This is a genomic window from Phenylobacterium koreense, from assembly GCF_040545335.1.
In the GTDB taxonomy this organism is placed as follows: Bacteria; Pseudomonadota; Alphaproteobacteria; order Caulobacterales; family Caulobacteraceae; genus Phenylobacterium; species Phenylobacterium koreense.
This window is the reverse complement of record NZ_JBEPLU010000001.1, coordinates 199,243-224,579: the sequence shown is the minus strand read 5'-3', so window position 1 is coordinate 224,579 and position 25,337 is coordinate 199,243. Positions and strand designations below refer to the sequence as shown.

General features: G+C 68.5%; 18 protein-coding genes. 11 read left to right on the top strand and 7 right to left on the bottom strand.

Features of this window, described 5'->3' with window-relative positions; all coding sequences use genetic code 11:
- Positions 1-3: 3 nt before the first annotated feature.
- Complete coding sequence (locus tag ABID41_RS01120; RefSeq protein ID WP_331931305.1) at positions 4-1,530, bottom strand: ABC-F family ATP-binding cassette domain-containing protein; 1,527 nt, start codon at positions 1,528-1,530, stop codon at positions 4-6.
- A 186-nt stretch (positions 1,531-1,716) separates the two neighbouring features.
- Between ABID41_RS01120 and ABID41_RS01115 the strand changes: the two genes are divergently transcribed.
- From ABID41_RS01115 to rodA, 6 genes are all read left to right on the top strand, one after another.
- Entirely contained in the window at positions 1,717-3,120 is a 1,404-nt protein-coding gene (locus tag ABID41_RS01115; protein WP_331931303.1) for a sensor histidine kinase, read from the top strand.
- Between the two features lie 233 nt (positions 3,121-3,353).
- Positions 3,354-4,397, top strand: coding sequence for a rod shape-determining protein (locus ABID41_RS01110; protein WP_305299262.1), 1,044 nt, complete (start codon positions 3,354-3,356; stop codon positions 4,395-4,397).
- Between the two features lie 65 nt (positions 4,398-4,462).
- Positions 4,463-5,596: a rod shape-determining protein MreC gene (gene mreC / locus ABID41_RS01105; protein ID WP_354297027.1), complete on the top strand. Its 1,134-nt coding sequence runs from the start codon at positions 4,463-4,465 to the stop codon at positions 5,594-5,596.
- Positions 5,597-6,106 carry a hypothetical protein gene (locus tag ABID41_RS01100; RefSeq protein WP_331930797.1) on the top strand — a complete coding sequence of 170 codons (510 nt, stop codon included), beginning with the start codon at positions 5,597-5,599 and terminating at the stop codon, positions 6,104-6,106.
- Between the two features lie 10 nt (positions 6,107-6,116).
- Positions 6,117-8,102: a penicillin-binding protein 2 gene (gene mrdA / locus ABID41_RS01095; protein WP_331930795.1), complete on the top strand. Its 1,986-nt coding sequence runs from the start codon at positions 6,117-6,119 to the stop codon at positions 8,100-8,102.
- Positions 8,099-9,253, top strand: a complete 1,155-nt coding sequence (gene rodA / locus ABID41_RS01090) for a rod shape-determining protein RodA (RefSeq protein WP_331930793.1) — start codon at positions 8,099-8,101, stop codon at positions 9,251-9,253. Before mrdA ends, rodA begins: the two co-directional genes overlap by 4 nt.
- Positions 9,254-9,336: 83 nt before the next feature.
- On the opposite strand, the gene pip is transcribed toward rodA, so the two are convergent.
- The 3 genes from pip to ABID41_RS01075 all read right to left on the bottom strand — a co-directional run bounded on the left by pip (position 9,337) and on the right by ABID41_RS01075 (position 11,780).
- Positions 9,337-10,329: a prolyl aminopeptidase gene (gene pip / locus ABID41_RS01085; protein WP_331930791.1), complete on the bottom strand. Its 993-nt coding sequence runs from the start codon at positions 10,327-10,329 to the stop codon at positions 9,337-9,339.
- A gap of 11 nt (positions 10,330-10,340) precedes the next feature.
- A complete protein-coding gene (locus ABID41_RS01080; protein WP_331930789.1) occupies positions 10,341-11,333 on the bottom strand; it encodes an alpha/beta fold hydrolase in 993 nt (330 codons plus the stop codon).
- Positions 11,334-11,408: 75 nt separating this feature from the next.
- Positions 11,409-11,780 carry a DUF423 domain-containing protein gene (locus tag ABID41_RS01075; RefSeq protein WP_331930787.1) on the bottom strand — a complete coding sequence of 124 codons (372 nt, stop codon included), beginning with the start codon at positions 11,778-11,780 and terminating at the stop codon, positions 11,409-11,411.
- Positions 11,781-11,848: 68 nt separating this feature from the next.
- On the opposite strand from ABID41_RS01075, the gene ABID41_RS01070 reads away from it, so the two are divergent.
- From ABID41_RS01070 to ABID41_RS01050, 5 genes are all read left to right on the top strand, one after another.
- Positions 11,849-12,994: an L-lactate dehydrogenase gene (locus ABID41_RS01070; RefSeq protein ID WP_331930785.1), complete on the top strand. Its 1,146-nt coding sequence runs from the start codon at positions 11,849-11,851 to the stop codon at positions 12,992-12,994.
- Between the two features lie 138 nt (positions 12,995-13,132).
- Positions 13,133-17,776, top strand: coding sequence for a glutamate synthase large subunit (gltB, locus tag ABID41_RS01065; protein ID WP_331930783.1), 4,644 nt, complete (start codon positions 13,133-13,135; stop codon positions 17,774-17,776).
- Positions 17,777-17,794: 18 nt separating this feature from the next.
- On the top strand, positions 17,795-19,246 hold the full coding sequence (locus tag ABID41_RS01060) for a glutamate synthase subunit beta (RefSeq protein WP_331930781.1): 1,452 nt from the start codon (positions 17,795-17,797) through the stop codon (positions 19,244-19,246).
- 49 nt (positions 19,247-19,295) lie between these two features.
- Positions 19,296-20,630, top strand: coding sequence for an amidohydrolase family protein (locus ABID41_RS01055; protein WP_331930779.1), 1,335 nt, complete (start codon positions 19,296-19,298; stop codon positions 20,628-20,630).
- Positions 20,627-21,751 carry a dipeptidase gene (locus ABID41_RS01050; RefSeq protein ID WP_331930777.1) on the top strand — a complete coding sequence of 375 codons (1,125 nt, stop codon included), beginning with the start codon at positions 20,627-20,629 and terminating at the stop codon, positions 21,749-21,751. The genes ABID41_RS01055 and ABID41_RS01050 overlap by 4 nt, the downstream gene beginning before the upstream one ends.
- A gap of 84 nt (positions 21,752-21,835) precedes the next feature.
- Here ABID41_RS01050 and ABID41_RS01045 read toward each other — a convergent pair whose 3' ends face one another.
- The 3 genes from ABID41_RS01045 to ABID41_RS01035 all read right to left on the bottom strand — a co-directional run bounded on the left by ABID41_RS01045 (position 21,836) and on the right by ABID41_RS01035 (position 25,253).
- On the bottom strand, positions 21,836-22,855 hold the full coding sequence (locus ABID41_RS01045) for an inorganic phosphate transporter (protein ID WP_331930775.1): 1,020 nt from the start codon (positions 22,853-22,855) through the stop codon (positions 21,836-21,838).
- Between the two features lie 4 nt (positions 22,856-22,859).
- Complete coding sequence (locus tag ABID41_RS01040) at positions 22,860-23,504, bottom strand: DUF47 domain-containing protein (RefSeq protein ID WP_331930773.1); 645 nt, start codon at positions 23,502-23,504, stop codon at positions 22,860-22,862.
- 120 nt (positions 23,505-23,624) lie between these two features.
- Entirely contained in the window at positions 23,625-25,253 is a 1,629-nt protein-coding gene (locus ABID41_RS01035; protein WP_331930771.1) for a hypothetical protein, read from the bottom strand.
- Positions 25,254-25,337 lie beyond the last annotated feature (84 nt).

Sequence of the window (25,337 nt, the reverse complement as noted above, 5' to 3'; positions counted from 1 at the left end):
CGACTATTGGTCGGCGAAGAAGGCCTCGGCGTCCTCCACCTCCACCAGCCGGCCCTTGCGGATCTCCAGGAACCGCGTCGCGGCGCTGCGGGTGAAGTGCCGGTCGTGGGAGACGAAGATGCAGGCGTTGTCCGAGGCGTCGAGCTGCGCCTCCAGCGCCTCCTGGCCCTCGATGTCCAGGTGGTTGGTCGGCTCGTCCAGCAGGTAGAGGTTGGGCTTGGCCAGCCTCATCCGCAGGAAGACCAGCCGCGCCCGCTCGCCGAAGCTCAGGTCGCCGATCGGCGCCTTGATCCGCGCATGGGCGAATCCAGCCTTCGCCAACAGCGCGTTCGCCTCTCGCTCGGTCGCCCCCTCGGCGGCGGTCACATAGGCCAGCAGGCTGGTCTTCAGCGGCAGGTCGGCCATCTTCTGGTCGAAATAGACCAGCCGGCTCTGCGGGTTGAAGCTGATCGGCGCCTGGCCGTCATAATGCTCCCGCGCCGGATCGAAGGCAGCCGCCAGCAGCGACAGCAGGGTCGACTTCCCCGAGCCGTTGACGCCCAGCAACGCGACGCGATCGCCCCGCGCCAGGTTCAGCCGATCGATCGTGAAGAGCTTGCGTGAACCGTCCGGCGTCTGGACCGCATAGTCGCGCACCCGCAGGGCGACCTTGGCGTCCATCTCCCCGTCGTTCAGCTCCAGACGCCGCTCACGGGCGGCATAGGCGCTGGTGCGGTCGGCCTCGATCCGCTCGATCCGCTTCTCGGTGGCCTTGGCGCGTTTGTGGAAGGCGTCGTTCTTGACGCCCCAGACGCGGTAGCGCGCCGCCACCTTCTGCAGCCGTTCGATTTCCTTGCCTTCAAGTTGCCGCCGCACGGCGTCGGCCGCGTCCCGCTGCAGCAGCGCCTCGCGCGCCTCCACGAACGGAACCTTGAAGCTGTGCGCCCCGTCGCTGCGCAGGAACAGCGTCCGCGTCGTCGTTCTCTGCAGGAAGGCGCGGTCGTGGCTGACGATCAGCATCGGCAGCCGGTCGTCCTCGTCCAGCCATCCCTCCAGGGTGTTGATGTTCGAGAGGTCCAGGTGGTTGGTCGGCTCGTCGAGGATCAGCAGGTCCGGCTCGGCCAGCCTCGCCGCCGCCGCGATCAGCAACAGCCTTTGCCACCCGCCGCTAAGCGAGCCGAACGCCTGCTGGGCCGTCTCGTAGGCGACGCCGATCTCGTCCAGCATCACGTCGACCTTCCAGTCCTCCGATCCGTCGGTGACGGGCAGGGCGGCTTCCAGTACTTCGCGGACGCTCTTGTCGGCCAGGCCCGGCGGCGTTTCCTGCGGCACGTAGCCGATCTTCAGGCCCCGCGAGCGGACGATCTGGCCGTCCATGAGCTGCAGTTCGCCCAGCAGGCACTTCAGAAGCGTCGACTTGCCGGCCCCGTTCTCGCCGACCAGGGCGGTGCGCGCGGCGTCGAGCTGGAAGCTGACGCCCTCGAAGACCTTGTGGGTTCCGTAGAAGAAGCTGGCGTTCTCGACGCCCAACACGGCCTGACGGGGTGACATCTGCGAGGGGCTGATCTGGGGGCGGAAACGAGCCCGAAGCCTAGCGGCGCCGCAGCCGCAGGGCTGTCACCCATTTGCGACACCGCCAACCCAGAGTCGCCAATCAGTCCGACTCGCCGGAACAATCGACCCGATCCGCAGATTTGAGCCGCGGTTCGTTCGATCGACCAATTGGGGGAGGCCCCGATGGCTGAGGCTGGACTTGCGCTGGCGCGCGGTAGCGCCGCGCGTTTGCTCGATCAGGCTTTCCATTCCTGGGAGGGTCTGGTCAGCCACCTGCCGGTCGGCATCTACATATGCGACAGGCACGGCGGCATGGTGTTCTGCAATCGCAGGGCGTCGGAGCTATGGGAAGAAGAACCCGTCTTCGGTCGGCCGCCGGCGGCGCTGGCTCACGCCTATCACGCCGATGGCGCGCCGATGACCCTGCGCCAATCCCCGGTGTCCGAGGCCCTGGCCACCGGCGTTCCGGTCAGGGATCGCGAGGTGGTGCTGGTCCGCCCCGGCGGGCGCCGCACCCACGTCCTCTTCAGCGTGGAGCCGATCTTCGACGAGCGCGGAATGCTGATCGGCGCGGTCAACTGCGTGCAGGACGTCACCGATCTCCGCCAGGCGCGGGACATGCTTCGCGCGCGCCAGGGCTGGTCGCGGCGGGTCGTGGAGGCCGCTCCCATCGCCCTATGTCAGACCGACGCCGACGGCGTGCTGCTCGGCTTCAATCCCGCGGCGGTGGAGCTCTGGGGGCGCGAGCCGCGGATCGGCAAGGACCGGTGGTGCGGGGCCTACAAGCTCTACGAGCCGGACGGCGCGCCCATGCCGCTGGACCGTTCGCCCATCGCGATGGCCTTGAAGGAGCGCCGCCAGATCTCGGCCGCCGAAGTGATCTTCGAGCGGCCGGACGGCGGCAAGGGCGCCTTCCTCGCCTATTCGACCCCGCTCTTTTCACCCGGCGGCGAGCTGGCAGGGGCGATCAACATCATGATCGACATTACCGAGCGAAAGCGCGCCGAGGACCTGCAGAAGACTCTGCTCGACGAACTGAACCATCGGGTCAAGAACACCTTGGCCACCGTCCAGTCGCTGGCCGCGCACAGCTTCCACGACGTCGGCGATCCGGCCGGAATGCGCCAGGCTTTCGAGGCCCGGCTGATGGCGCTCTCGGGCGCGCACAATCGCCTGGCCGAGCAGCGCTGGGAGGCGGCCGATCTCGGCGACCTCGTGGCCGGCGTCCTCGCCCCCTACGGCGACGAGGCGATCCTGTGCGAGGGGCCGCAGGCGCGGCTTTCGACCCGCGCCTCGGTCACTTTCGCGATGGTCCTGCACGAGTTGGCGACCAACGCCGCCACGTACGGTGCGCTCTCTGAGCCGCAAGGCCGGCTGCTGGTCCACTGGTCCCGGCAGGCCGGCTCGATCCTGCTGGAATGGCGCGAGAGTCGCGGACCTCCGGTGCGCGAGCCCGACCACAGCGGTTTCGGGCTCCGCTTCATCCGCCGGGCCGTCGAACGGGAACTCGCCGGCGACGTCAGCTTCGATTTCGCCCCGATTGGGTTCAAATGCCGTATTTCCGCCCCTATTCCAGCGACGGTCTGAACCCTTCCCACTTCCTTCGTCGCACGCCTTCGGGCGTGTCCACAGTTTCTCGTGCGACGCGAAACCACAGACGTGTCATTAAGCCTTGAAATCAACCGACTGGCAGGGCACACGGACCATCTGTCCTGCAAGCGGAGGCTGACGCCGCCCCTGGTTTCCAAAATCGAAACCGAACGTCGGCAGCCTGGGCTTCGCACACCCACCAATTCCGCTTCCCATCCCCAGGGCCCTGCATGTTTTCGTCACTCTTCGGCGCCATTTCGAACGACATCGCCATCGATCTCGGCACCGCCAACACCCTCATCTACATGAAGGGCAAAGGCATCGTCCTGAACGAGCCGTCGGTTGTCGCCCTGCGCAACGTCGGCGGGCGCAAGGTCGTCCACGCCGTCGGCATCGAGGCCAAGCAGATGCTGGGCCGGACGCCCGGCCACATGGAGGCGATCCGTCCCATGCGCGACGGCGTCATCGCCGACTTCGAAGTCGCCGAGGAGATGATCAAGTACTTCATCCGCAAGGTTCACAACCGCAAGGGCTTCGTGAACCCGAAGGTGATCGTCTGCGTGCCGTCGGGCGCCACCGCCGTCGAACGCCGCGCCATCAACGATTCCTGCCTCAACGCCGGCGGCCGCCGCGTGGGCCTGATCGACGAGCCGATGGCTGCGGCGATCGGCGCCGGCCTGCCGATCCACGAGCCGACCGGTTCGATGGTGGTCGACATCGGCGGCGGCACCACCGAAGTCGCCGTGCTTTCGCTCTCCGGCATCGTCTATTCGCGTTCGGTCCGCGTCGGCGGCGACAAGATGGACGAGGCGATCATCAGCTACATGCGCCGCAACCATAACCTGCTGATCGGCGAGACCACCGCCGAGCGCATCAAGAAGGAGATCGGCACCGCCCGCGCTCCGGCCGACGGCGAAGGCCTCTCGATCGAGGTCAAGGGCCGCGACCTGATGCAGGGCGTGCCGCGGGAAGTGCGTATCAGCGAGAAGCAGGCCTCGGACTCCCTGGCCGAGCCGGTCGGCCAGATCGTCGACGCCGTGAAGATGGCGCTGGAAGCGACCCCGCCGGAGCTGGCCTCCGACATCGCCGACAAGGGTATCATGCTGACCGGCGGCGGCGCTCTGCTCCGCGGTCTGGACGCCGAGATCCGCGACCATACCGGCCTGCCGGTCACGGTGGCGGACGATCCGCTATCCTGCGTCGCCCTGGGTTGCGGCAAGGTGCTTGAACATCCGAAGTGGATGAAGGGCGTTCTTGAGTCCACCCTGGCGTAGAATTTGCGCGAGTCGCGGCCTGGGGGAGGTCTCTCGGGTCGCATCTCTAGGGTGAGCAGGTTCCAGTGGCGCTTCGGGAGAATCCGTTCGGCGAGCTGAAAGTCCCACTGGCCTGGACGGCCGGGGTCGCGCTCGTCGTCGCCTTGGTGGTGGCCCTGGCCCTGCTGTTCTCCGACCGCCGGGAGACTTTCCAGACCGAAGCCTATGGCGCGTCGCGCAAGATGGGCGATGCGATCGCCGCGCCGGTCACCGGCGTGCTCGCCACTCCCGGCCGCTGGATCGGCGACGGCGTCGAGGGGGTTCGCGGCTACTTCTTCGCGGTCTCGGAGAACCGCCGCTTGAAGGCGGAACTCCGCGAGATGCGCCAGTGGCAGGCGACGGCCCTGAACCTGCGCGAGACCAACAACCGCTACAAGGCGTTGCTCGGCCTGAAGACCGATCCGCCGATCCCCATGGTCGCCGCCCGCACGGTCAGCGAGGCGAGGGGGCCGTTCTCCAACACCCGCCTGGCCAACGCCGGTACGGAAAAGGGCATTAAGCCCGGCAACCCGGTAATGAGCGAGAACGGCCTCGTCGGCCGGATCATTGGCGTGACCGAGGGCGCCAGCCGCATCCTGCTGCTGACCGACCTGGCCTCGCGCACCCCGGTCATGATCGACCGCACCAACGCCCGCGCCATCCTGACCGGCGACGGCGGCCCCAATCCGCGCCTCGAATACCTGCGTGGTCAGGATCCGGTGAAGCAGGGCGACCGCGTGGTCACCTCCGGCGATGGCGGCGTGCTGCCACGCGGCCTGCCGGTCGGCGTGGTGGCCAAGGGCCTGGATGGCCGCTGGCGCGTGGTGCTGGCCTCCGACGCCGCTCCCGTCGACTTCGTGCAGGTCATGCTGTTCCAGGACTTCTCCCAGCTCAGCGCCGCCGCCGCGGCCGAGCTGAACCGCATGCCGGTCCCGCCGCCCGCCAGCCCGCCGCCGACCGTGGGCGTCACCTCGACGCCGCCGGCCGCGGCGCCGGCGGCGCCTGGCGCCGCGGCCAGGCCCGCAGCCGCTCAGCCGGCGCCCAAGGCCGCGCCGCGTCCTGCCCCCGCGCGCCCGCCGGCTCCCAAGCCGGCGGCCCCCCGTCCTCAGGCGTCCCCGACGCCGGCGCCCGCGCCGTCTCCGCCTCCGGCCCAGCCGTCGGTGTCAGAGGTGCCGTTCTAGATGGCCGGCGCCCGTCCCCTGGCTCCATGGCGCTGGATCGGGGTGCCGCTGGTCCAGTGCCTCATCCTGACGGTCCTGTTCTCGCTGCCGTTCCGGCTGTTCGGCCTGGCGCTTCCAGAGCCGATCTTCCCGATGGTCCCGGCCTTCGCCTGGGCGATCATCCGCCCCTCCATGCTCGCGCCGCTGGCGGTGCTGGCCATGGGCCTGTTCCTGGACATCCTCTGGAGTGCGCCCATGGGCCTCTGGGCGGTCTCTCTGCTGCTGGTCTACGGGGCGGCCCTGATCGGACGCAGCATCATGGCCGGTCAGGCTTTTCCGGTCATGTGGGGCTGGTTCGCCCTGGCCACAGGCCTTGCCCTCGGCTCGGCCTATCTCCTCAGCGCGGTGAGCGCACATGCCACGGCCCATCCGCTCGCGGTCGCCTGGCAATTCCTCGCCACCGTCATATTGTTCCCCTTCGCACATCTGCTCATCGATCGGTTCGAGGACGCAGACGTGCGTTTCCGTTAGGCGTCAGGGGATGGCAGAGCCCTCAATTTTCTTTTCCGAGGTCAACGAGCGGCAGGGGGTGTTCCACCGCCGCATGTTCCTCATGGGCGGCATCGCGGGCCTGGGCCTTGCGGCGCTGGGCGCACGCCTGGCGCACCTGCAGATCATCGAGACCCAGCGCTATGAGAAGATGTCGGCCTCGAACCAGTTCAACTTCCGACTGGTGCCGCCGCCGCGTGGCCTGATCGTCGACCGCAACGGCGCGATCCTGGCGTCGAACCGCCCGAACTTCCGCCTGCTGGTCTCCCGCGACGAAGACATCGACACGGCGGCCACCCTGAAGACCCTGGCCAACTTCGTCCCTCTGGACGAGGCGCGCCAGGCCCGGCTGGTCAAGGACATCAAGCAGACCCCCAAGCGCGTCCCGGTCTCGGTGGCCGAGGACATGACCTGGGAGGAGTTTTCCGCCATCAACATCCGCGCGCCGGAATTGCCCGGCGTCACCGCCGACATGGGCGAGGTGCGGGTCTATCCCTACGGCGGAGCCTTCGCCCACGTCATCGGCTACGTGGCCAAGGTCAATCAGGAGGACCTGACCCCGACCGGCCCGAACTCCGATCCCATCCTCCTCCACCCGGGCTTCCGCATCGGCCGCCAGGGGGTGGAGAAGGCCTTCGACCTCGACCTGCGCGGCAAGCCCGGCGCCCGCAAGGTGGAGGTGGACGCCAACGGCCGCGAGGTCAGCCGCGACGAGGCCGGCGACATCGCCGCCACCGCCGGCAAGACCATCCAGCTCTCCCTCGACGTCGATGTCCAGAACCGCGCCCTGGAGGTGTTCGGCGACGAAAGCGGCGCGGCGGTGATGCTGGACTGCCGGACCGGCGACGTCCTCTGCATGTCCTCGGCGCCGTCCTTCGACGCCAACCGCTTCGTCCGCGGCATGACCGGCTCGGAATACCGCGCCCTGGCCAACTACGAGCGCCGGCCGCTGCTCGACAAGGCGATCACCGGCACCTATCCGCCGGGCTCGACCTTCAAGACCATGACCGCCATGGCCGCGCTCGAGGCGGGCGTCGATCCAGAGGTCCGCATCGGCTGCTCGGGCGGCATGTACTTCGGCAACCGCTACTTCCACTGCCACAAGCGCGGCGGGCACGGCATGCAGACCATGCGCGACGCCCTCAAGAACTCCTGCGACGTCTATTTCTACACCGTCGCCGCGCGGATCGGCCCCGATCGCATCGCCAGGGCGGCCGAAGCGTTCGGCCTCGGCCAGACCTTCGACATCGGCATTCCGGGCCAGAAGAAGGGCGTCGTGCCCTCCACTGAATGGGTCCGCAAGCACCGCCCGCGCGATCCCAAGTGGCACCCCGGCGAATCCCTCAGCTACGGGATCGGGCAGGGGATGCTGACCGTGAACGCCCTGCAGCTCGCGGTCATGGCCGCGCGCCTGGCCAACGGCCGGAAGGCGCTCAATCCGCGCCTCATCCGCGCCATCGGGGGCAAGGAGCTTAAGTCCGGCGCGGCCGTGCCGGACCTGCCCTTCGCCGCCGAGCACATCCAATACGTCCGTGAGGGCATGGCCGCGGTGACCGAGGCGGGGGGCACCGGCTATCGCGCCAGCCAGCTCGGCCTCGGCGACATCCTGATGGCCGGCAAGACCGGCACCGCCCAGGTGCGCTCCTACGCCAAGGGCGGGCCGCGCGGAGGTGTCGGCATGCCCTGGCGCTATCGAGACCACGGCCTCTTCATCTGCTTCGCGCCCATCGACTCGCCGCGCTACGCCATGTCGGTGATCGTCCAGCACGGCCTCGGCGGCGCGGTGAACGCCGCGCCCAAGGCGCGCGAGATCATGCGCGTGGCCCTGCTGAAGGACCCCGAGCTGCGTTCCCGGATCGAGCAGCCGCTTCCCATGCCCGAGTTGCCGCCGGAGACCGAGACCGAGGGCGGCGTTCCGGACGATCCCATCGACGTGGCCGCAGCTCCTGGCTCGACCGCCGCCGGAGGCCCGACATGACCGTCAGCGCCCTGACCCGTCCCGGCGAGCGCGACCGCCTCGTCGTCAAGCTGTCCGAGGTCGATTGGCTGTTCGCCCTCGTCCTCTGCCTCATCGCCGGGGCGGGGGCCCTGATGATGTTCTCCATCGCCGGTTCCTCATGGGAGCCGTGGGCGGCCAAGCACCTCATCCGCTTCGGCCTGTGCCTCGCGCTGATGATCGGTCTGGCGATGATCGACCTGCGGGTCTGGTTCGCCATGGCCTATCCGATCTACGGCATAGGCCTCTTGCTGCTGGTGGCGGTCGAGGCGGTGGGCGACGTGCGCATGGGCGCGCAGCGCTGGTTGGCGCTCGGCCCGTTCAGCTTCCAGCCGTCGGAGATCATGAAGCTGGGCATCGTGCTGGCCCTGGCGCGGTTCTATCACGGCATATCGGCCGACCGGGCACGTCTCTCCTGGTGGCTCCTGATCCCCGCGGCCATGATCGGCGCGCCCGTCATCCTGGTCATGCACCAGCCGGATCTCGGCACCGCCATGCTGATCGCCATGACCGGCGCCGCCATCGTCGTGCTCGCCGGGCTTTCCTGGCGGGTCATCTTCGCAGGGCTGGCCGCCTTCGTCGTCGCCATCCCGCCGGTGGTGATGTTCGTGCTGCACGACTACCAGCGAAAGCGCGTGCTCACCTTCCTCGACCCGGAGAGCGACCCCTCCGGCTCGGGCTATCACATCCTCCAGTCCAAGATCGCCCTGGGCTCGGGCGGCTTCTTCGGCAAGGGCTACGGCCTCGGCTCCCAGAGCCAGCTCAACTTCCTGCCCGAAAAGCAGACCGACTTCATCTTCGCGACCCTGGCCGAGGAGTTCGGCTTCCTGGGCTGCTTCTCGATCCTTTTCCTCTACGGCGCGGTGATCTTCATGGCCCTGCGCACCTCGGCCCTGGCCCACTCGCACTTCGGCCGCCTCTCGGCCGCCGGGACCACCGCCACCTTCGCCCTCTATGTGTTGATCAACGGCGGCATGGTCATGGGTCTCGCGCCGGTCGTCGGCGTCCCCATGCCGCTGCTCTCCTACGGCGGCACCGTCATGCTGACGGTCATGATCGGCTTTGGCCTCGTCCAGGCCGTCCGCGTCCACCGCTACTCCGAAGTCACCAGCGGCAAGGGCGCGTTCATGTAGGCCCAAGAGGCTCCTCCATCGGGGAGCTGTCGGCCGAACGGCCGACTGAGGGGCGCCCAGGAGGGGGTGAACTCGATTCTGACCTACAGTTTCAGCGCCGCGTCGGTCGCCCGCACCAGGCCGTCCACCACGCCCGGCTCGGTCGAGGCGTGGCCGGCGTCCCAGACGATGTTGAAGTCCACCTCCGGCCAGGCCCGCTTCAGCGCCCAGGCGCTGTCCAGCGGGGTCACTACGTCGAAGCGGCCCTGAACGATCCAGCCAGGAATCTTCCGGATCTTCTCGATGTTCTTCAGGATCCAGCCGTCCTCGCCGAAGAAGCCGCCATTGACGAAGAAGTGGCACTCGATCCGCGCGAAGGCGATGGCGAAGTCCACCTCGTTGAACTTCGAGGGGCGCGCCGCCGGTCCGCGGATGGAGATGGTGTCGCCTTCCCACTGGCTCCAGGCGCTTGCGGCCTCGGCCTGGACCCGGCGGTCCGGATGGGTCAGCCGCTTGTGGAACGCGGCCATCATGTCCCCGCGCTCGGCCTCCGGGATCGGCGCGCAGAACCGCTCCCAGGCGTCGGGGAACAGCATCGAGGCGCCTTCCTGATAGAACCAGCGCAGCTCCCTCTGGGTCAGCAGGAATATCCCCCGCAGCACCAGGGCCTCGACTCGCTCCGGGTGGGTGATGGCGTAGGCCAGCGCCAGGGTGGACCCCCAGGACCCGCCGAACACCGTCCATTTCTCGACGCCCAGATGGACCCGCAGCCGCTCGATGTCCTCGATCAGCGACCAGGTGGTGTTGTCGTCCAGGCTGGCGTTCGGCCGCGACTTGCCGCAGCCGCGCTGGTCGAACAGCGCCATCCGCCATTTCGCGGGGTTGAAGAACCGGCGCATGGTCGGGTTGATCGCCCCGCCCGGGCCGCCGTGCAGGATCACGCAGGGCTTGCCCTTCGGGTTCCCGCACTCCTCGTAGAAGATCTCGTGCGGTCCGCCGGTCGGCAGCCAGCCATAGGTGAAGGGCTCATTGTCGGGAAACAGGCCCCTGCGATGGGCGGTGGTCGACACGTGGATCGGCGGGGCGTTCTGTTCCATCGCTGGCGAGTCTACTTCGGGAAGCGGCGGTCCATCCAGTCAAGGATGAGGTGATTGACCTCCTGCGGCTTCTCCTGCTGCGTCCAGTGGCCGGAATCCTTGATCAGCTTCTTTTCCAGGTCGGCGACGACGTCCTCCATCCCATCGGCCATGGCCGGCGACAGCACCACGTCCTTCTCGGCCATGATCATCAGGCAGGGGATGCCGTCGATCCGCGTCGGCAGGTTCGCCGACCGCTCCCAGTTGCGGCTGAAGTTCCGATACCAGTTGATCCCGCCAGTGAACCCGGTCGCCTCGAAGGTCTCGACGAAGGCCGCCAGCTCGTCCGGCGACAGCAGTTGGTTGGCGGTGTCGCGCTTGTCCCAGGCCTCCAGCGCCTGGCCGAAGGCGAAGGTCGATCCTGTGGCCGCGGCCGAGGCCGTCGCCTCTGCGGTGATGGCCGCGGGCTTGCGCATGAAGAAGCGCATGGTCTTGTCCGCATCCTTCGCCAGGGTCGCGTCGGCCACCCCCGGCTTCTGGAACCAGACGATGTACATGTCCTCGCCGAAGGCATGGCGCATGCCTTCGATCGGGTCGAGCGGGGCGCGGCGCAGGAAGGGCGTGTTTAGGCCGATCACCCCGGCCACGCGGCCTGGATGCATCAGCGGCATCTGCCAGACGACGATCCCGCCCCAGTCGTGGCCGCAGAAGATCGCCTTCTCGACACCCAGATGGTCCAGCAGCCCGACCATGTCGCCGGTCAGGTGCTCCATGTCGTAGTCGGCGATCGCCTCCGGCCGCGAAGTCAGGCCATAGCCCCGCTGGTCCGGCGCGATCGCCCAGCGCCCGGCCGCCTCGCAGGCCTTGAGCTGGTGGCGCCAAGAGAACGCCAGTTCCGGGAAGCCGTGGCAGAAGATGATCGGCGCGCCTTCGCCCCGCGGACCGACCTCGTAATAGGCCATGTCGATCCCGTTCACCTGGGCGTGCTTGACCGGCGGCATCTGGCGTTCGAGAGCCTGAGACATCGAGCGTCCTCCTGGTTGGAAGGTCACTCTGACAGGTTGCCTCGCAGGGAAGGCAAGCCGCGCCTTAAGGCGCGATCAGAACCGGCTCTTCCGCATCAGCGCCACCGCCAGCGCCGCCCAGCCGACCAGGAACAGCGTCCCGCCGATCGGGGTGATCGCGCCCAGCCAGCGCGGGCCGCCCAGCGCCATGGCGAACAGGGAGCCGGAAAAGATCGCCACGCCCGCCAGGAACAGGGGAGGGACCAGCCGCGCCCCGCGCGCGCCCTGGCTCACGGCGAAGGCCGCCGCGAAGACGCCCAGCCCGTGCACGATGGCGTAGTTGGCGCCGGTGTGCATCCACTCCTTGGCCTTGGGGTCGGTGATCCCGTGCGCAGCGAAGGCGCCGAAGCCGACGGCCAGGAAACCTACGACGGCCGCCGCCGCCATCCAGGGACGAAGCTCTCTCATGCGCCTTGCCTAGCCGAGGTGGCGCGCCGCCGCTACCAATAGCCTCAAAGGCCAAGGAGGAGGGCGGGGTGAAACCGGCATCGGTCAACGATTATCGCGAGCTTGCGCGGCGCAGGCTGCCGAAGATGTTCTTCGAATACATCGACGGCGGCTCCTATGCGGAGGTGACCCTCGGCCGCAACGTCTCCGACCTTGAGGCCTTGGCCCTGCGCCAGCGTGTGATGCGCGACATGACCTCCCTCGACATGTCGGTCGAGGTCTTCGGCCAGAAGATGACCATGCCGCTGGGTCTGGCGCCGGTCGGGATGGCCGGCATGTACGGCCGCCGCGGTGAGGTTCAGGCCGCCAAGGCCGCCGCCGAGGCCGGCGTGCCCTTCTGCCTCTCCACGGTCGGGGTCTGCTCGATCGAGGAGGTGGCGGCCGCCGGAACGCCGCCCTGGTTCCAGCTCTACATGCTCAAGGACCGCGGCTACATGCGCGAGCTGCTGGCCAGGGCCAAGGACGCCGGCTGCCCGGTGCTGGTCTTCACCGTCGACCTGCCGATTCCCGGCGCCCGCTATCGCGACGTCCGCTCGGGCTTCACCGGCTCCAGTGGCGTCTCGGGCGCGCTCAACACCGCCTGGCAGGGGATCAGCCATCCGGAATGGACCTGGGACGTCTGGCTGAACGGTCGGCCGCACACCCTCGGCTCGGTCAGCGGCGCGATTCCCCAGGGCCGCAGCGTCACCGACTTCCTGAGCTGGATCGCCAGGAACTTCGACCGTTCCGTCACCTGGGCCGACCTCGACTTCGTGCGCCAGGTCTGGGACGGTCCGATCGTCATCAAGGGCGTGCTCGATCCCGAAGACGCGCGCGACGCGGTCAAGGCCGGGGCGCAAGGCGTGGTGGTCTCCAACCACGGCGGGCGCCAGCTCGACGGCGTGCGTTCCTCGGTTTCCGCCCTTCCGGCGGTGGTCGATGCGGTAGGCGGCGACCTTGAGGTGTTCCTTGACGGCGGCGTGCGCTCCGGCCTCGACGTGCTGAAGGCGCTCAGCCTTGGCGCGAAGGCCTGTTTCGTCGGCCGCGCCTGGGCCTATGCGCTGGGGGCCGGCGGCCAGCCCATGATCTCCAAGATGTTGGGCACGATGCGTGCCGAACTGGCGACTGCAATGATCCTTACAGGCTGTAAAGTCGCGCGAGACGCCGAGAAATCGCTACTAGATGTCGCGTCTTAGAAAAACTTTTCGTTTTCAAGCCTTGTGGCCCATCGACAAGGGATGATCTTGCCGAGTAAATGCGCGCCGATTTGGGTGCGACATCGGTGTTGAAAGCCGATCTTATGTGCGCCCGCTAGTTGAGAGCGAGGTATCCCGATGGGAGCTCCGGGACGGCAAGGTCTTTACGACCCGCGCAACGAACATGATGCGTGCGGTGTAGGTTTCGTGGCCAATATCAAAGGCCGCAAATCGCACGAAGTCGTGGCTGCTGGTCTCGAGATTCTCATCAACCTCGATCACCGCGGCGCAGTCGGCGCCGACCCGTTGGTGGGCGACGGCGCCGGGATTCTGATTCAGATTCCGGACGCCCTGCTGCGCGACTGGGCCGGCAAGGAAGGGCTCGATCTGCCCCCGGCCGGCGAATATGCGGTCGCCATGTGTTTCCTGCCGCGTGACGAGGCCGCTCGCCAGATCACCGTCAGCCAGTTCGAGCACTTCCTGAAGGTCGAGCACCAGCCGCTCATCGGCTGGCGCGACGTGCCGGTGAACACCAACGGCCTGGGCGAGGCGGTGCTCGCCGAGATGCCGGTGATCCGCCAGGCCATCGTCGGCCGCGGCCCCAACATCCGCAGCCAGGACGCTCACGAGCGCAAGCTGCTGGCGGTCCGCAAGCAGACCCAGAACCCGCTGGCCGAGCTGGCGGCCAAGCATGGCCTGCCCAGCATCGCCAACCTCTACATGCCGTCCTTCTCGACCCGGACGGTGGTCTATAAGGGCCTGCTGCTCGCCGACCAGGTGGGGACCTTCTACGAGGACCTCGCCAACCCGATCACGGAATCGGCCCTGGCCCTGGTCCACCAGCGCTTCTCGACCAACACCTTCCCGTCCTGGAAGCTGGCCCACCCCTACCGGTTCATCGCCCACAACGGCGAGATCAACACCGTCCGCGGCAACGTGAACTGGATGAACGCTCGCCGGCGCACCCTGGAAAGCGACCTGCTGGGGCCCGACCTCAACAAGATGTGGCCGCTGATTCCGCACGGCCAGTCCGACACCGCCTGCCTCGACAACGCGCTCGAGTTGCTGGTCGCCGGCGGCTATCCGCTGGCCCACGCGGTGATGATGCTGATCCCGGAAGCCTGGGCCGGCAACCCGCTCATGGACGCCAAGCGCAAGGCTTTCTACGAGTACCACGCCGCCCTGATGGAGCCGTGGGACGGTCCGGCCGCCGTGGCCTTCACCGACGGCCGCCAGATCGGCGCGACCCTCGACCGCAACGGCCTGCGCCCGGCCCGCTTCATCATCACCGACCAGGACCATGTGATCATGGCCTCCGAGGTCGGCGTCCTGACCGTTCCGGAAGAGCGCATCGTCCGCAAGTGGCGCCTGCAGCCCGGCAAGATGCTCCTCATCGACATGGAGGAAGGCCGGATCATCGAGGACGAGGAGATCAAGCGCACCCTCGCCGGGGCCGAGCCCTACGCCGAGTGGCTGGCCGAGACCCAGTTCAAGCTCGAGGAACTGCCGGAGATCGCCTACAGCGAAGCCCAGGCCACCGACGCCGACCAGCTTCTCGATCGCCAGCAGGCCTTCGGCTACACCCAGGAGGACGAGCAGTTCTTCCTCGAGCCGATGGCGCGGACCGGCGAAGACCCGATCGGCTCCATGGGCGCCGATTTCCCGATCGCCGTGCTCTCCAAGCGCTCGAAGCTGCTCTACGAGTACTTCAAGCAGAACTTCGCCCAGGTCACCAACCCGCCGATCGACCCGATCCGCGAAGAGCTGGTCATGAGCCTGGTCTCGATGATCGGCCCGCGTCCGAACCTGCTCGGCCGTCACGCCGGCACCCACAAGCGCCTGGAAGTCTCCCAGCCGATCCTCACCAACGAGGACCTGGCGAAGATCCGCTCGATCAGCGAACTGCTGGACGGCTCCTTCCGCACCGCCACCATCGACGTCACCTGGGCGGCCGAGGAGGGCGCTGCGGGCCTTGAGCGCGCCATCGACCGCATCTGCCGCGAGGCGACCGAGCACGTCCTGGCCGACAAGAACATCCTGATCCTGTCGGATCGCCGCGTCGGTTCCGACCGCATCCCGATCCCGGCCGCCCTGGCCACGGCCGCGGTCCACCACCACCTGATCCGTCAGGGCCTGCGCATGCAGACCGGCCTCGTCATCGAGACCGGCGAAGCGCGCGAAGTGCACCACTTCTGCGTCCTGGCCGGCTACGGCGCCGAGGCGGTGAACCCGTATCTCGCCTTCGAGACCCTGGAGAACATCCGCGTCCGCCAGGGCGTCGAGCTCTCGGCCTATGAGGTCCGCAAGAACTACATCAAGGCCATCGGCAAGGGCGTCCTGAAGGTCATGTCCAAGATGGGCATCTCGACCTACCAGTCCTATTGCGGCGCCCAGATCTTCGACGCTGTCGGCCTGTCGTCCGAGCTGATCGAGAAGTTCTTCACCGGCACTGCGACCACCATCGAAGGCATCGGCCTGACCCAGATCGCCGAGGAGTCGGTGCGCCGTCACCGCGACGCCTATGGCGACAATCCGATCTACGCCAACATGCTGGACGTCGGCGGCCAGTACGCCTTCCGCCTGCGCGGCGAGCAGCACGCCTGGACGCCGGAGACGGTCTCCAAGCTGCAGCACGCGGTCCGCGGCGGCCGTTCGGACGACTATCGCGCCTTCGCCGAGGGCATCAACGAACAGTCCGAGCGCCTGCTGACCATCCGCGGCCTGATGCGCTTCAACTATTCCGCGCCGCCGGTTTCGATCGACGAGGTCGAGCCGGCCAGCGAGATCGTCAAGCGCTTCGCCACCGGCGCCATGAGCTTCGGCTCCATCAGCCGCGAGGCCCACACGACCCTCGCGGTCGCCATGAACCGCATCGGCGGCAAGTCCAACACCGGTGAGGGCGGCGAAGAGTCCGACCGTTTCAAGCCACTGCCGAACGGCGACTCGATGCGCTCGGCCATCAAGCAGGTGGCGTCCGGCCGCTTCGGCGTCACCGCCGAGTACCTGGTCAACGCCGACGACATCCAGATCAAGATGGCTCAGGGCGCCAAGCCCGGCGAGGGCGGTCAGCTTCCGGGCCACAAGGTCGACAAGAACATCGCCCGCGTCCGGCACTCGACCCCGGGCGTTGGCCTGATCTCGCCGCCACCGCACCACGACATCTATTCGATCGAGGATCTGGCCCAGCTCATCCACGACCTGAAGAACGTCAACTCCCGCGCCCGCATCTCCGTGAAGCTGGTGTCCGAAGTGGGCGTCGGCACGGTCGCGGCGGGCGTGGCCAAGGCGCGCGCCGACCACATCACCATCTCGGGCTTCGAGGGCGGCACCGGCGCTTCGCCGCTGACCTCGCTGGTCCATGCCGGTTCGCCGTGGGAGATCGGCCTGGCCGAGACCCAGCAGACCCTGCTGCTCAACGGCCTGCGCACCCGCGTTGCGGTCCAGGCGGACGGCGGCCTGCGCACCGGCCGTGACGTGGCCATCGCCGCCCTCCTGGGCGCCGACGAGTTCGGCTTCGCCACCGCGCCGCTGATCGCCGCCGGCTGCATCATGATGCGCAAGTGTCACCTGAACACCTGCCCGGTGGGCGTGGCGACCCAGGACCCGGTGCTGCGGGCGCGCTTCAACGGCCAGCCCGAGCACGTGATCAACTACTTCTTCTTCGTCGCCGAAGAGCTGCGCGAGATCATGGCCGCTCTGGGCTTCCGCACGATCAACGAGATGGTCGGCCGCGTCGACCGGCTCGACGCCCGTAAGGCGGTCGACCACTGGAAGGCCGAGGGCGTGGATCTTTCCAAGCTGCTGTTCGCGGCCGCCCCGGAAGGCGCCAAGGGCCTCTGGAACATGGACCGCCAGGACCATGGCCTGGGCAAGGCGCTGGACAACACCCTCATCGCCGACGCCGCTCCGGCGCTTGAGAAGGGCGAGCCGGTCCTGCTCGAATACGCCATCAAGAACATCAACCGCACCGCCGGCGCGATGCTCTCGGGCGAGGTGGCCAGGCGCTACGGCCATGCCGGCCTGCCCGAGGACACCATCACCATCAAGTTCCGCGGCCAGGCGGGCCAGAGCTTCGGCGCCTTCACCGCCCGCGGCGTCACACTGGAGCTGACCGGCGACGGCAACGACTATGTGGGCAAGGGCCTGTCCGGCGGCCGCGTGGTCCTGCGCCAGCCGGCCGAGGCGCGCCGCGACCCGACCAAGAACATCATCGCCGGCAACACCGTGCTCTACGGGGCTATCGCCGGCGAGGCCTATATCCAGGGCGTGGCCGGCGAGCGTTTCGCCGTCCGCAACTCGGGTGCGGTCACGGTGGTCGAGGGCGTGGGCGACCACGGTTGCGAATATATGACCGGCGGCGTGGTCGTGGTGCTGGGCGACACCGGCCGCAACTTCGCGGCCGGCATGTCCGGCGGCGTGGCCTATGTCTACGACCCCAAGGGCCGCTTCGCCGACCTGTGCAACAAGGCCATGGTCGATCTCGAGAAGATCGAGCCCTCGGCTCCGGCCACCCGCGAGGACGAGCCCTATCGTCCCAGCCAGCGGTCGCTGTCGGTGGACAACAACGGCATGGGCGACGTGCTTCGCTTCGACGCCGAACGCCTGCGTATCCTGATCGAGCGCCATCATCTCTACACGGGCTCCGATCGCGCCCGCGAGATCCTGGAGAACTGGGACGAAACCCTCGGCTCGTTCGTGAAGGTGATGCCCAAGGATTACCGCCGCGCCCTGCAGGACATGGCGGCTGAGCGCCAGGCGGCTGCGGCCGTCGCGGCCGAATAAGTCGGGGAGGATCAGACTATGGGTAAGCCTACCGGCTTTCTTGAGATCGAGCGCCAGGAGCGCACCTACGAGGCTCCGCAGGAGCGCGTGAAGAACTACAAGGAGTTCGTCCGCCCGATGCCGGCGCAGGACGTCTCGCGCCAGGCCTCGCGGTGCATGGACTGCGGGATCCCGTTCTGTCACCAGGGCTGCCCGGTGAACAACCAGATCCCGGACTTCAACAACCTGGTCTATCGGGAGCACTGGAAGGCGGCGCTGGAAAACCTCCAGTCCACCAACAACTTCCCTGAGTTCACCGGCCGCGTCTGCCCCGCCCCGTGCGAGGCGTCCTGCACCCTGAACATCATCGACACCCCGGTCACCATCAAGACGATCGAGTGCGAGATCGTCGACCGCGGCTGGCAGGAAGGCTGGATCAAGCCGCAGATGTCGCCGCGCGGCACCGGCAAGCGCGTCGCCGTCGTCGGCTCGGGCCCCGCGGGCCTGGCCTGCGCCCAGCAACTCGCCCGCGCCGGCCACGCCCCGACGGTGTTCGAGAAGAACGACCGCATCGGCGGCCTGCTCCGCTACGGCATCCCCGACTTCAAGATGGAGAAGCATCTGATCGACCGCCGCGTCGCGCAGATGGAAGGAGAAGGCGTGATCTTCCGGACCAATTTCGAGGTCGGGAAGACGGTCTCGGTCCAGCGCCTGCTGGACGACTACGATGTGCTGGTCATGGCCGGCGGCTCTGAAGATCCCCGCGACCTGCCGGTTCCCGGCCGTGAGCTGGCCGGCGTCCATTTCGCCATGGAATTCCTGGTCCAGCAGAACAAGCGCAACGCCGGCGACGACGAACTGCGCGCTGCCCCCAACGGCGGCATTTCGGCCACCGGCAAGCATGTGGTGGTCATCGGCGGCGGCGACACCGGCTCGGACTGCATCGGCACCTCGAACCGCCACGGCGCGGCCTCGGTCATCCAGCTCGAGATCATGCCCCAGCCGCCGGCTCGCGAGAACAAGCTGCTGACCTGGCCCGACTGGCCGCTGAAGCTGCGCACCTCGTCCTCGCACGAGGAGGGCTGCGAGCGCGACTTCGCCGTGGCGACCAAGCGTTTCGTCGGTTCGAACGGCAAGGTCGAGGCCATCGAGTGCGTCCGCATGGAGTGGGTGGCCGGCGAAGACGGCCGTCAGGTCCTGCAGGAAGTCGCCGGCAGCGAGTTCCAGATCAAGGCCGACCTCGTCCTGCTGGCCATGGGCTTCGTCGGCCCGCGCCACAACGAGTTCATCGGCCAGTCGAACGTCGAGCTCGACCCGCGCGGCAACGTGAAGGCGCCGGTCACCGACTACCGGACCAGCGCTGCGAACATCTTCTCCTGCGGCGACATGCGGCGCGGCCAGTCCCTGGTGGTCTGGGCGATCCGCGAAGGCCGTCAGTGCGCCCAGGCGGTGGACGAATACCTGATGGGGACGAGCAAGCTTCCGCGCTAAGCGGAGCTTTGGGTTGAGCGGGAGGGCGATCGCAGGCTAGGCAAGAAGGATGTTCATCCGTTCCTGCCTTACCGCGCTCGCCGCCTGTCTCGCCCTCACGCCGGCCCAGGCGGCCGAGCCGCGCACCGTCTACAAGAACGTCACCCTGATCGACGGGACCGGCGCGGCCCCCAGGCCGGGCATGTCCATCCTCGTGGACGGCGAGCGTATCTCGAAGGTCTGGAAGGACAGCGAGATCGCCTTCAAGTTCGCCGGCGACGTCCGCGTCGTCGACATGAGCGGCAGGTACGTGCTGCCGGGCCTGACCGACAGCCACCAGCATCTGGCCACGCCGCCCGATCGCCCCTGGGCGCAGGCGCAGATGAAGCGCGACCTCTACAGCGGGATCACCTCGACCCGCGACATGGCCGACGACCTGCGCAACATCGCCGACCTCGCCCGCGCCTCGCGCATCCATGAGATCCCCGGACCGGACATCTACTACGCGGCCCTCATGGCCGGTCCCTCCTTCTTCGAGGACCCGCGGGTCCAGGCCGCCTCGCTCGGCGCGGTCGGCGGCCAGGTTCCCTGGATGCGTGCGGTCACCCCTGAGACCGACCTCACCATGGCCGTGGCGCAGGCGGCCGGCACGGGCGCCTCAGCCATCAAGGTCTACGCCAACCTGCCTGGCCAGGAGGTGGCGCGGATCACCGCCGAAGCCCACCGCCAGAACCTGCCTGTCTGGGCCCACGCTGCGGTCTTCCCGGCTAGCCCGAAGGAGGTGCTGGACGCCGGCGCCGACGTGGTCAGTCACGTCTGCATGCTGGCCTACCAGGTCTCCGATCCGATGCCCGGCCAGTACCACAACCGCGCCCCGGTCGATGAGGCGAAGTTCGGCAGGGGCGTAAACCCGCAGATCGCCCCCCTGTTCGCCAGGATGAAGCAGGACGGCGTCATCCTCGACGCCACGGTCCGCATCTACGAGGCCATGAAGGGCCGGCCGACCAGGCCCTACTGCTCCACCGAACTGGCCGCCCGCCTCACCGACCAGGCCCGCAAGGCCGGCGTGATCGTCTCGGCCGGCACCGACGGCTTCTCGGCCCCCGAGGCGGCGTTCCCGGCGCTCTACGAAGAGCTCGAGCTGCTGGTCGCCAAGGCCGGCTTCTCGCCGATGGACGCCATCGTCGCGGCCACCCGCAACGGCGCGCTCGCGATCCGCAAGGACGCCGACTTCGGCCTTATCGAGCCGGGCAAGCTCGCCAATCTCGTCTTCACCGCCCAGGACCCGTCCCAGGACATCAAGGCCCTGCGCACCCTGACCCTCACCGTCAAGCGCGGCCGGGAATATCCCCGCGCCGCCTTCGATCCCGAGGCCGACATCGCCATCCGAAAGGGCGCAGAATGATCAACCGCCGTCATGCCCTGGCGCTGGGCGCCGCCGCCACGCTGGCTCGCCCGGCCTTCGCCGCCGACGAGACGCCCATCGTCATCAACGCCCTGGGCGGGCTCGCCAACCCCAACCTGCAGATCGGCGCCAAGCCCGGTCCGGCCGCCGACACCCTGAAGCTGGACGTCGACGACCGCGGTGTGGCCGACGCCAGGGCGTCGGGCCTTACGGCGGTCAACATCACCCTCGGCTATGTGGCCGGTCCGCAGGAGCCCTACGCCTACACGCTCGCCTCCCTCGACGCCTGGGACAGGCTGCTGGCCGCCTATCCCGACGACCTGACCCTGGTGCGCCAGGCCGCCGACATCCGCCGGGCCAAGCAGGCCGGCAAGGTCGGGGTGATCTACGGCTTCCAGAACGCCGAGCAGATCGCCGGCGACGTGGCCCGGGTCGACGAGTTCGCCGGTCGCGGCGTCCGCATCGTCCAGCTCACCTACAACCTGCCCAACAGCCTCGGCGACGGCTCCATGGCCCCGCAGAACCGCGGCCTCACGCCCGTCGGCCGCCAGGTGGTGGAGCGCCTCAACGCCGCCCGCCTGATGGTCGATCTCTCGCACTCGGGCGAGCAGACCTGCCTCGACGCCATCGCCGCCTCCAAGGCCCCGATCTCGATCAACCACACCGGCTGCAAGGCGGTCACCGACCTGCCGCGCAACAAGACCGACGCCGAACTGCGCGGCGTCGCCGAGAAGGGCGGCTTCGTCGGCGTCTACTTCATGCCGTTCCTGAACCTCAGCGGCCACGCCAGCGCCGACGACGTGGTGGCCCATATCGAGCACGCCCTGAAGGTCTGCGGCGAAGACCATGTCGGCATCGGCACCGATGGGTCGGTGGCCGCCATCGACGACATGGAGGCCTACAAGGAAGCGCTCGCCGCCGAGAACGCCGGCCGTGTCGCCGCCGGCATCGCCGCCAAGGGCGAACGCGCCGACACCTATCCCTTCGTGCTGGACCTGCGCGGCCCCGACCAGTTCCGCAAGCTCGCCCGCCTGCTCGCCGCCCGCGGCCACAAGCCCCGGGTCATCGATAAGGTCCTCGGCCTCAACTTCGTCGCCTACGCCGAACGCATCTGGGCCTGATCTTTTCCTCCCCGCTGCGCAGGGAAGGAAAAGGCCCCTCCAGGGACGACTTCTCCCTCCCGTTAGGGGGAGGTCGCGACCGCCTCACCCCTCCATCAGCCGCCCGAGCGCCCAGTAGGTCACGCCGCTGATCACCGCTGCGGCCGGCAGGGTGATGACCCAGGCGGTCACGATGTCCTTGGCCACGCCCCAGCGTACGGCCGAGACCCGCTTGGCCGAGCCCACCCCGACGATGGCGCCGGTGATGGTGTGGGTGGTCGAGACCGGCACGCCCAGGCTGGTGGCGGCGAACAGGGTGATCGCCCCGCCGGTCTCGGCGCAGAAGCCTTGCATCGGCGTCAGGCGGGTGATGCGCGAGCCCATGGTGTGCACGATCCGCCAGCCGCCCAGCAGCGTGCCCAGGCCCATCGCGCCCTGGCAGGACAGCACCACCCACAGCGGCACGGCGAACTCGCCCGAACTCGGCCCCATCCCGTGCGCGATCAGCAGGGCGGCGATGATGCCCATGGTCTTCTGGGCGTCGTTGCCCCCGTGGCCCAGCGAATAGAGCGAGGCCGAGACGAACTGCAACTTTCGGAACACCCCGTCCACGGCGAATGGCGTGAACCGCACGAACGCCCAGGAGACGATCAGCATCAGCATCAGGGCCAGCACGAAGCCCGTCGCCGGTGACAGCACGATCGCCACCAGCGTCTTGTTCAGCCCGCCCCAGATGATCGCGTCCATCCCGGCCTTGGCCACCCCCGCGCCCACCAGCCCGCCGATCAGGGCGTGCGAGGAGGAGGAGGGCAGCGCCGCCCACCAGGTGATGAGGTTCCAGGCGATCGCTCCGATCAGCGCCGAGAAGATCAGCCCGTCGCTGATCAGCTCGGGCATGACCAGGCCGGCGCCGATGGTCTTGGCCACGTGCAGGCCGAAGAACAGGAAGGCGATGAAGTTGAAGAACGCAGCCCAGGCCACCGCCGCGAACGGCGGCAGCACCCGGGTCGCCACGATCGTGGCGATGGAGTTGGCCGCGTCGTGCAGGCCGTTCAGGAAGTCGAACGCCAGGGCGACGGCGATCAGGATAATCAGCAGCGGCCCGTAGCCTGCCAGGATCTCCACGGGGTCAGACCTGCTCGATGACGATGCCGCTGATCCGGTTCGCCACGTCCTCGAACCGGTCCATCACCTTCTCCAGATGGCTGTAGACGTCCACTCCGACCACGAAGGCCATGGCGTCGCCGTGCCGGTGCGCCAGGAACAGCGCCTTGCGGCCGGCGTCGTAGATCGCGTCGGAGCGGTCCTCGATATGGGTGATCTGTTCGGTGAGCTGGTTCAGCCGTGTCGCGTTCTGGCGCATGCCGCTCAGCAGGCCGACGGCCTCGCGGGTCAGCAGGGCGGCCTCGACGATGATGTCGGCCATTTCCCGCATCGGGTCTTCGAATTCGCGCAGCTCGAACAGGCTGACCACCTTCACCGTCTTGTGCATCTGGTCGATGGCGTCATCCAGCGAGGTGATCAGGTCCTGGATGTCGCTGCGATCAAAAGGGGTGATGAAGCTCCGGCGAACGTTCAGCAGCACGTCTCGCGTGATCGCGTCGGCTGCATCTTCGTAGGCGACCACCCTGGCGCAGGCCGCCGGCACATCGTCCCCGCCCTGCAGCACCTCGCGCAGAGCCGTGGCGCCCTGCACCAAAGTCTCGGCATGGGCGCTAAAAAGCTCGAAGAATTTCAATTCCTTAGGCATAAGCGCCTGGAACCAGCTCAGCATCTTCCGTCCGTGTCCTTCGTATCGCGACCGACGGCGGCGCGATGCTCTTGGCGCGCTCCTTAGCCGCTTCCTTGGCCAGACCCAAGAGGGCGAGACGGCGCGGTGGCGCCGCCTGCCCGCCTAGCGTGTGAAGATTGTGACGGTTTCACCTCGGAAGACCACCCTCCAACCGCCTTGTGGAGCCCCATCGCCCACCATCACCAGGGTGTCGGCGGCCGCCAGGCGATCGTCGCCGTTGTCGCTTACCACCGCGCTTGGTCTCGCCCGCAGCCGCAGATAGGCGAGGCGTCCCTCCAGCGGATCGGCCGCCATCACGGCCACTTCGCCGGGTCGCGGGGAGACCAGGGCGTCGGCCGCCGAGAGCTCGGCGGCCATCTGCGCCCGCCGCCCGTCCTGGCCTTTCCGCCAGGCAAGGTCCGCCGTGGTGGAGATTGCCGCCAGGGCGATGAGCACCGCCAGCCAGACCCTCCACACCGGCCAGCGCGTCGCCAGGATCGCCAGCGCGCCTGCGACGACCACGGCGCCGGCTGCCGCGAAATAGGGGATAGGGTCGGCGCCGAACGCTCCCAGCATTGCGGCGTCCCGCGGCAACGCCTTGGCCCCGTCCAGCAGGCAGATCGCCAGTCCCGCCAGCCCGATCAGCGGGCCGGTGGCCACGGCGCGCCGCCACCATGGCCCGCCGCCCTTCTCGAACTCGACGATGAACGGCGCGGCCGCCAGCCACAGCACCGGAATCAGCGCCTCGAACTGCCGGCCCCAGACCCTGTCGGGCGCGCCGCCGCTCGCCAGCACGGCGGTCAGCAGGATGGTCAGGGCGAGGCAGAGGAGGGCGAGCAGGAAGACCGTCTCCTGCGGCTCCAGCGCGAATCTCGCGCGCCCGCGCGTCCACAGCCAGCGCAGTTCGATCCGCAGAAGGCCGGTGACCGCCGGCACGGCCGCCAGCAGGACCGCGCCCGAGATCATCGCCGCCAGGCCCCGGGCCGCCGCGATCCAGCCAGCGGGCGGGACGGCGCCCTCCAGCAGCGGGCGATAGTGATCGGCCAGATAGAAGCTGAACGGCGCGGCCACCTCGCCTCCAGCCAGAAGTCGCAGGCCGTTGACCGCCACCAGGAAGCTCGCCCCCAGCGTCAGCAGCCTGCCGGCGAACACCGCCCAGTTCCTGCGCCCGAACGCCAGGTCGCAGGCCGCCAGGACCACGAACGCACCTCCGACCGCCAGTCCCTGCGGCTTCAGCAGGGTCAGCACCGCCACCAGGGCGCCCGCAGCCAGGCCGTGGATCAGAGGCTGCCCCAAGTAGGTTCGCGCGGTCAGCAGCACGGCCGCGCCCAGCGCCGCCACGCACCACCCCTCGGGCAGGGCGGCGAAGGCGAACCGGTGGTAGGGATAGACCAGCGCCAGGGCCAGGAACCCCAAGGCCACTTCCGGCGCCAGGTTTCGCCGCACCGCCTGGAAGACCAGCAGCAGTCCGCCGACATAGGCCGCTCCGCCCAGCAGCCGCAGCCAGGGCATGAGGCTCTGGGTCAGATAGGTCAGCCCACGAATGATCAGCGAAAAGGCCGGGTCGTCCGGCGCCCCGAGCCCTAGTTGCGCCTTGGCGGCCGCCGGTCCGTAGAGCGCCGAGATAAGGTGCGCGCTTTCCGCGCCCACATAGACCGGCAGCGCCCCGAACGCTGCATTCACATAGATCAGCGCCAGCAGGCCCGCGGCGGCCGCCGCCAGGCCCAGCATGACGCGCCCAGCCAGCCCCATGGCCGTTCCTCCGACGCTTACGGCCAAGCTTGCCGCGATTCCGGAGCCTGGCGCGCGCCGGCCATTGCCTATGGCAGCTCAGCC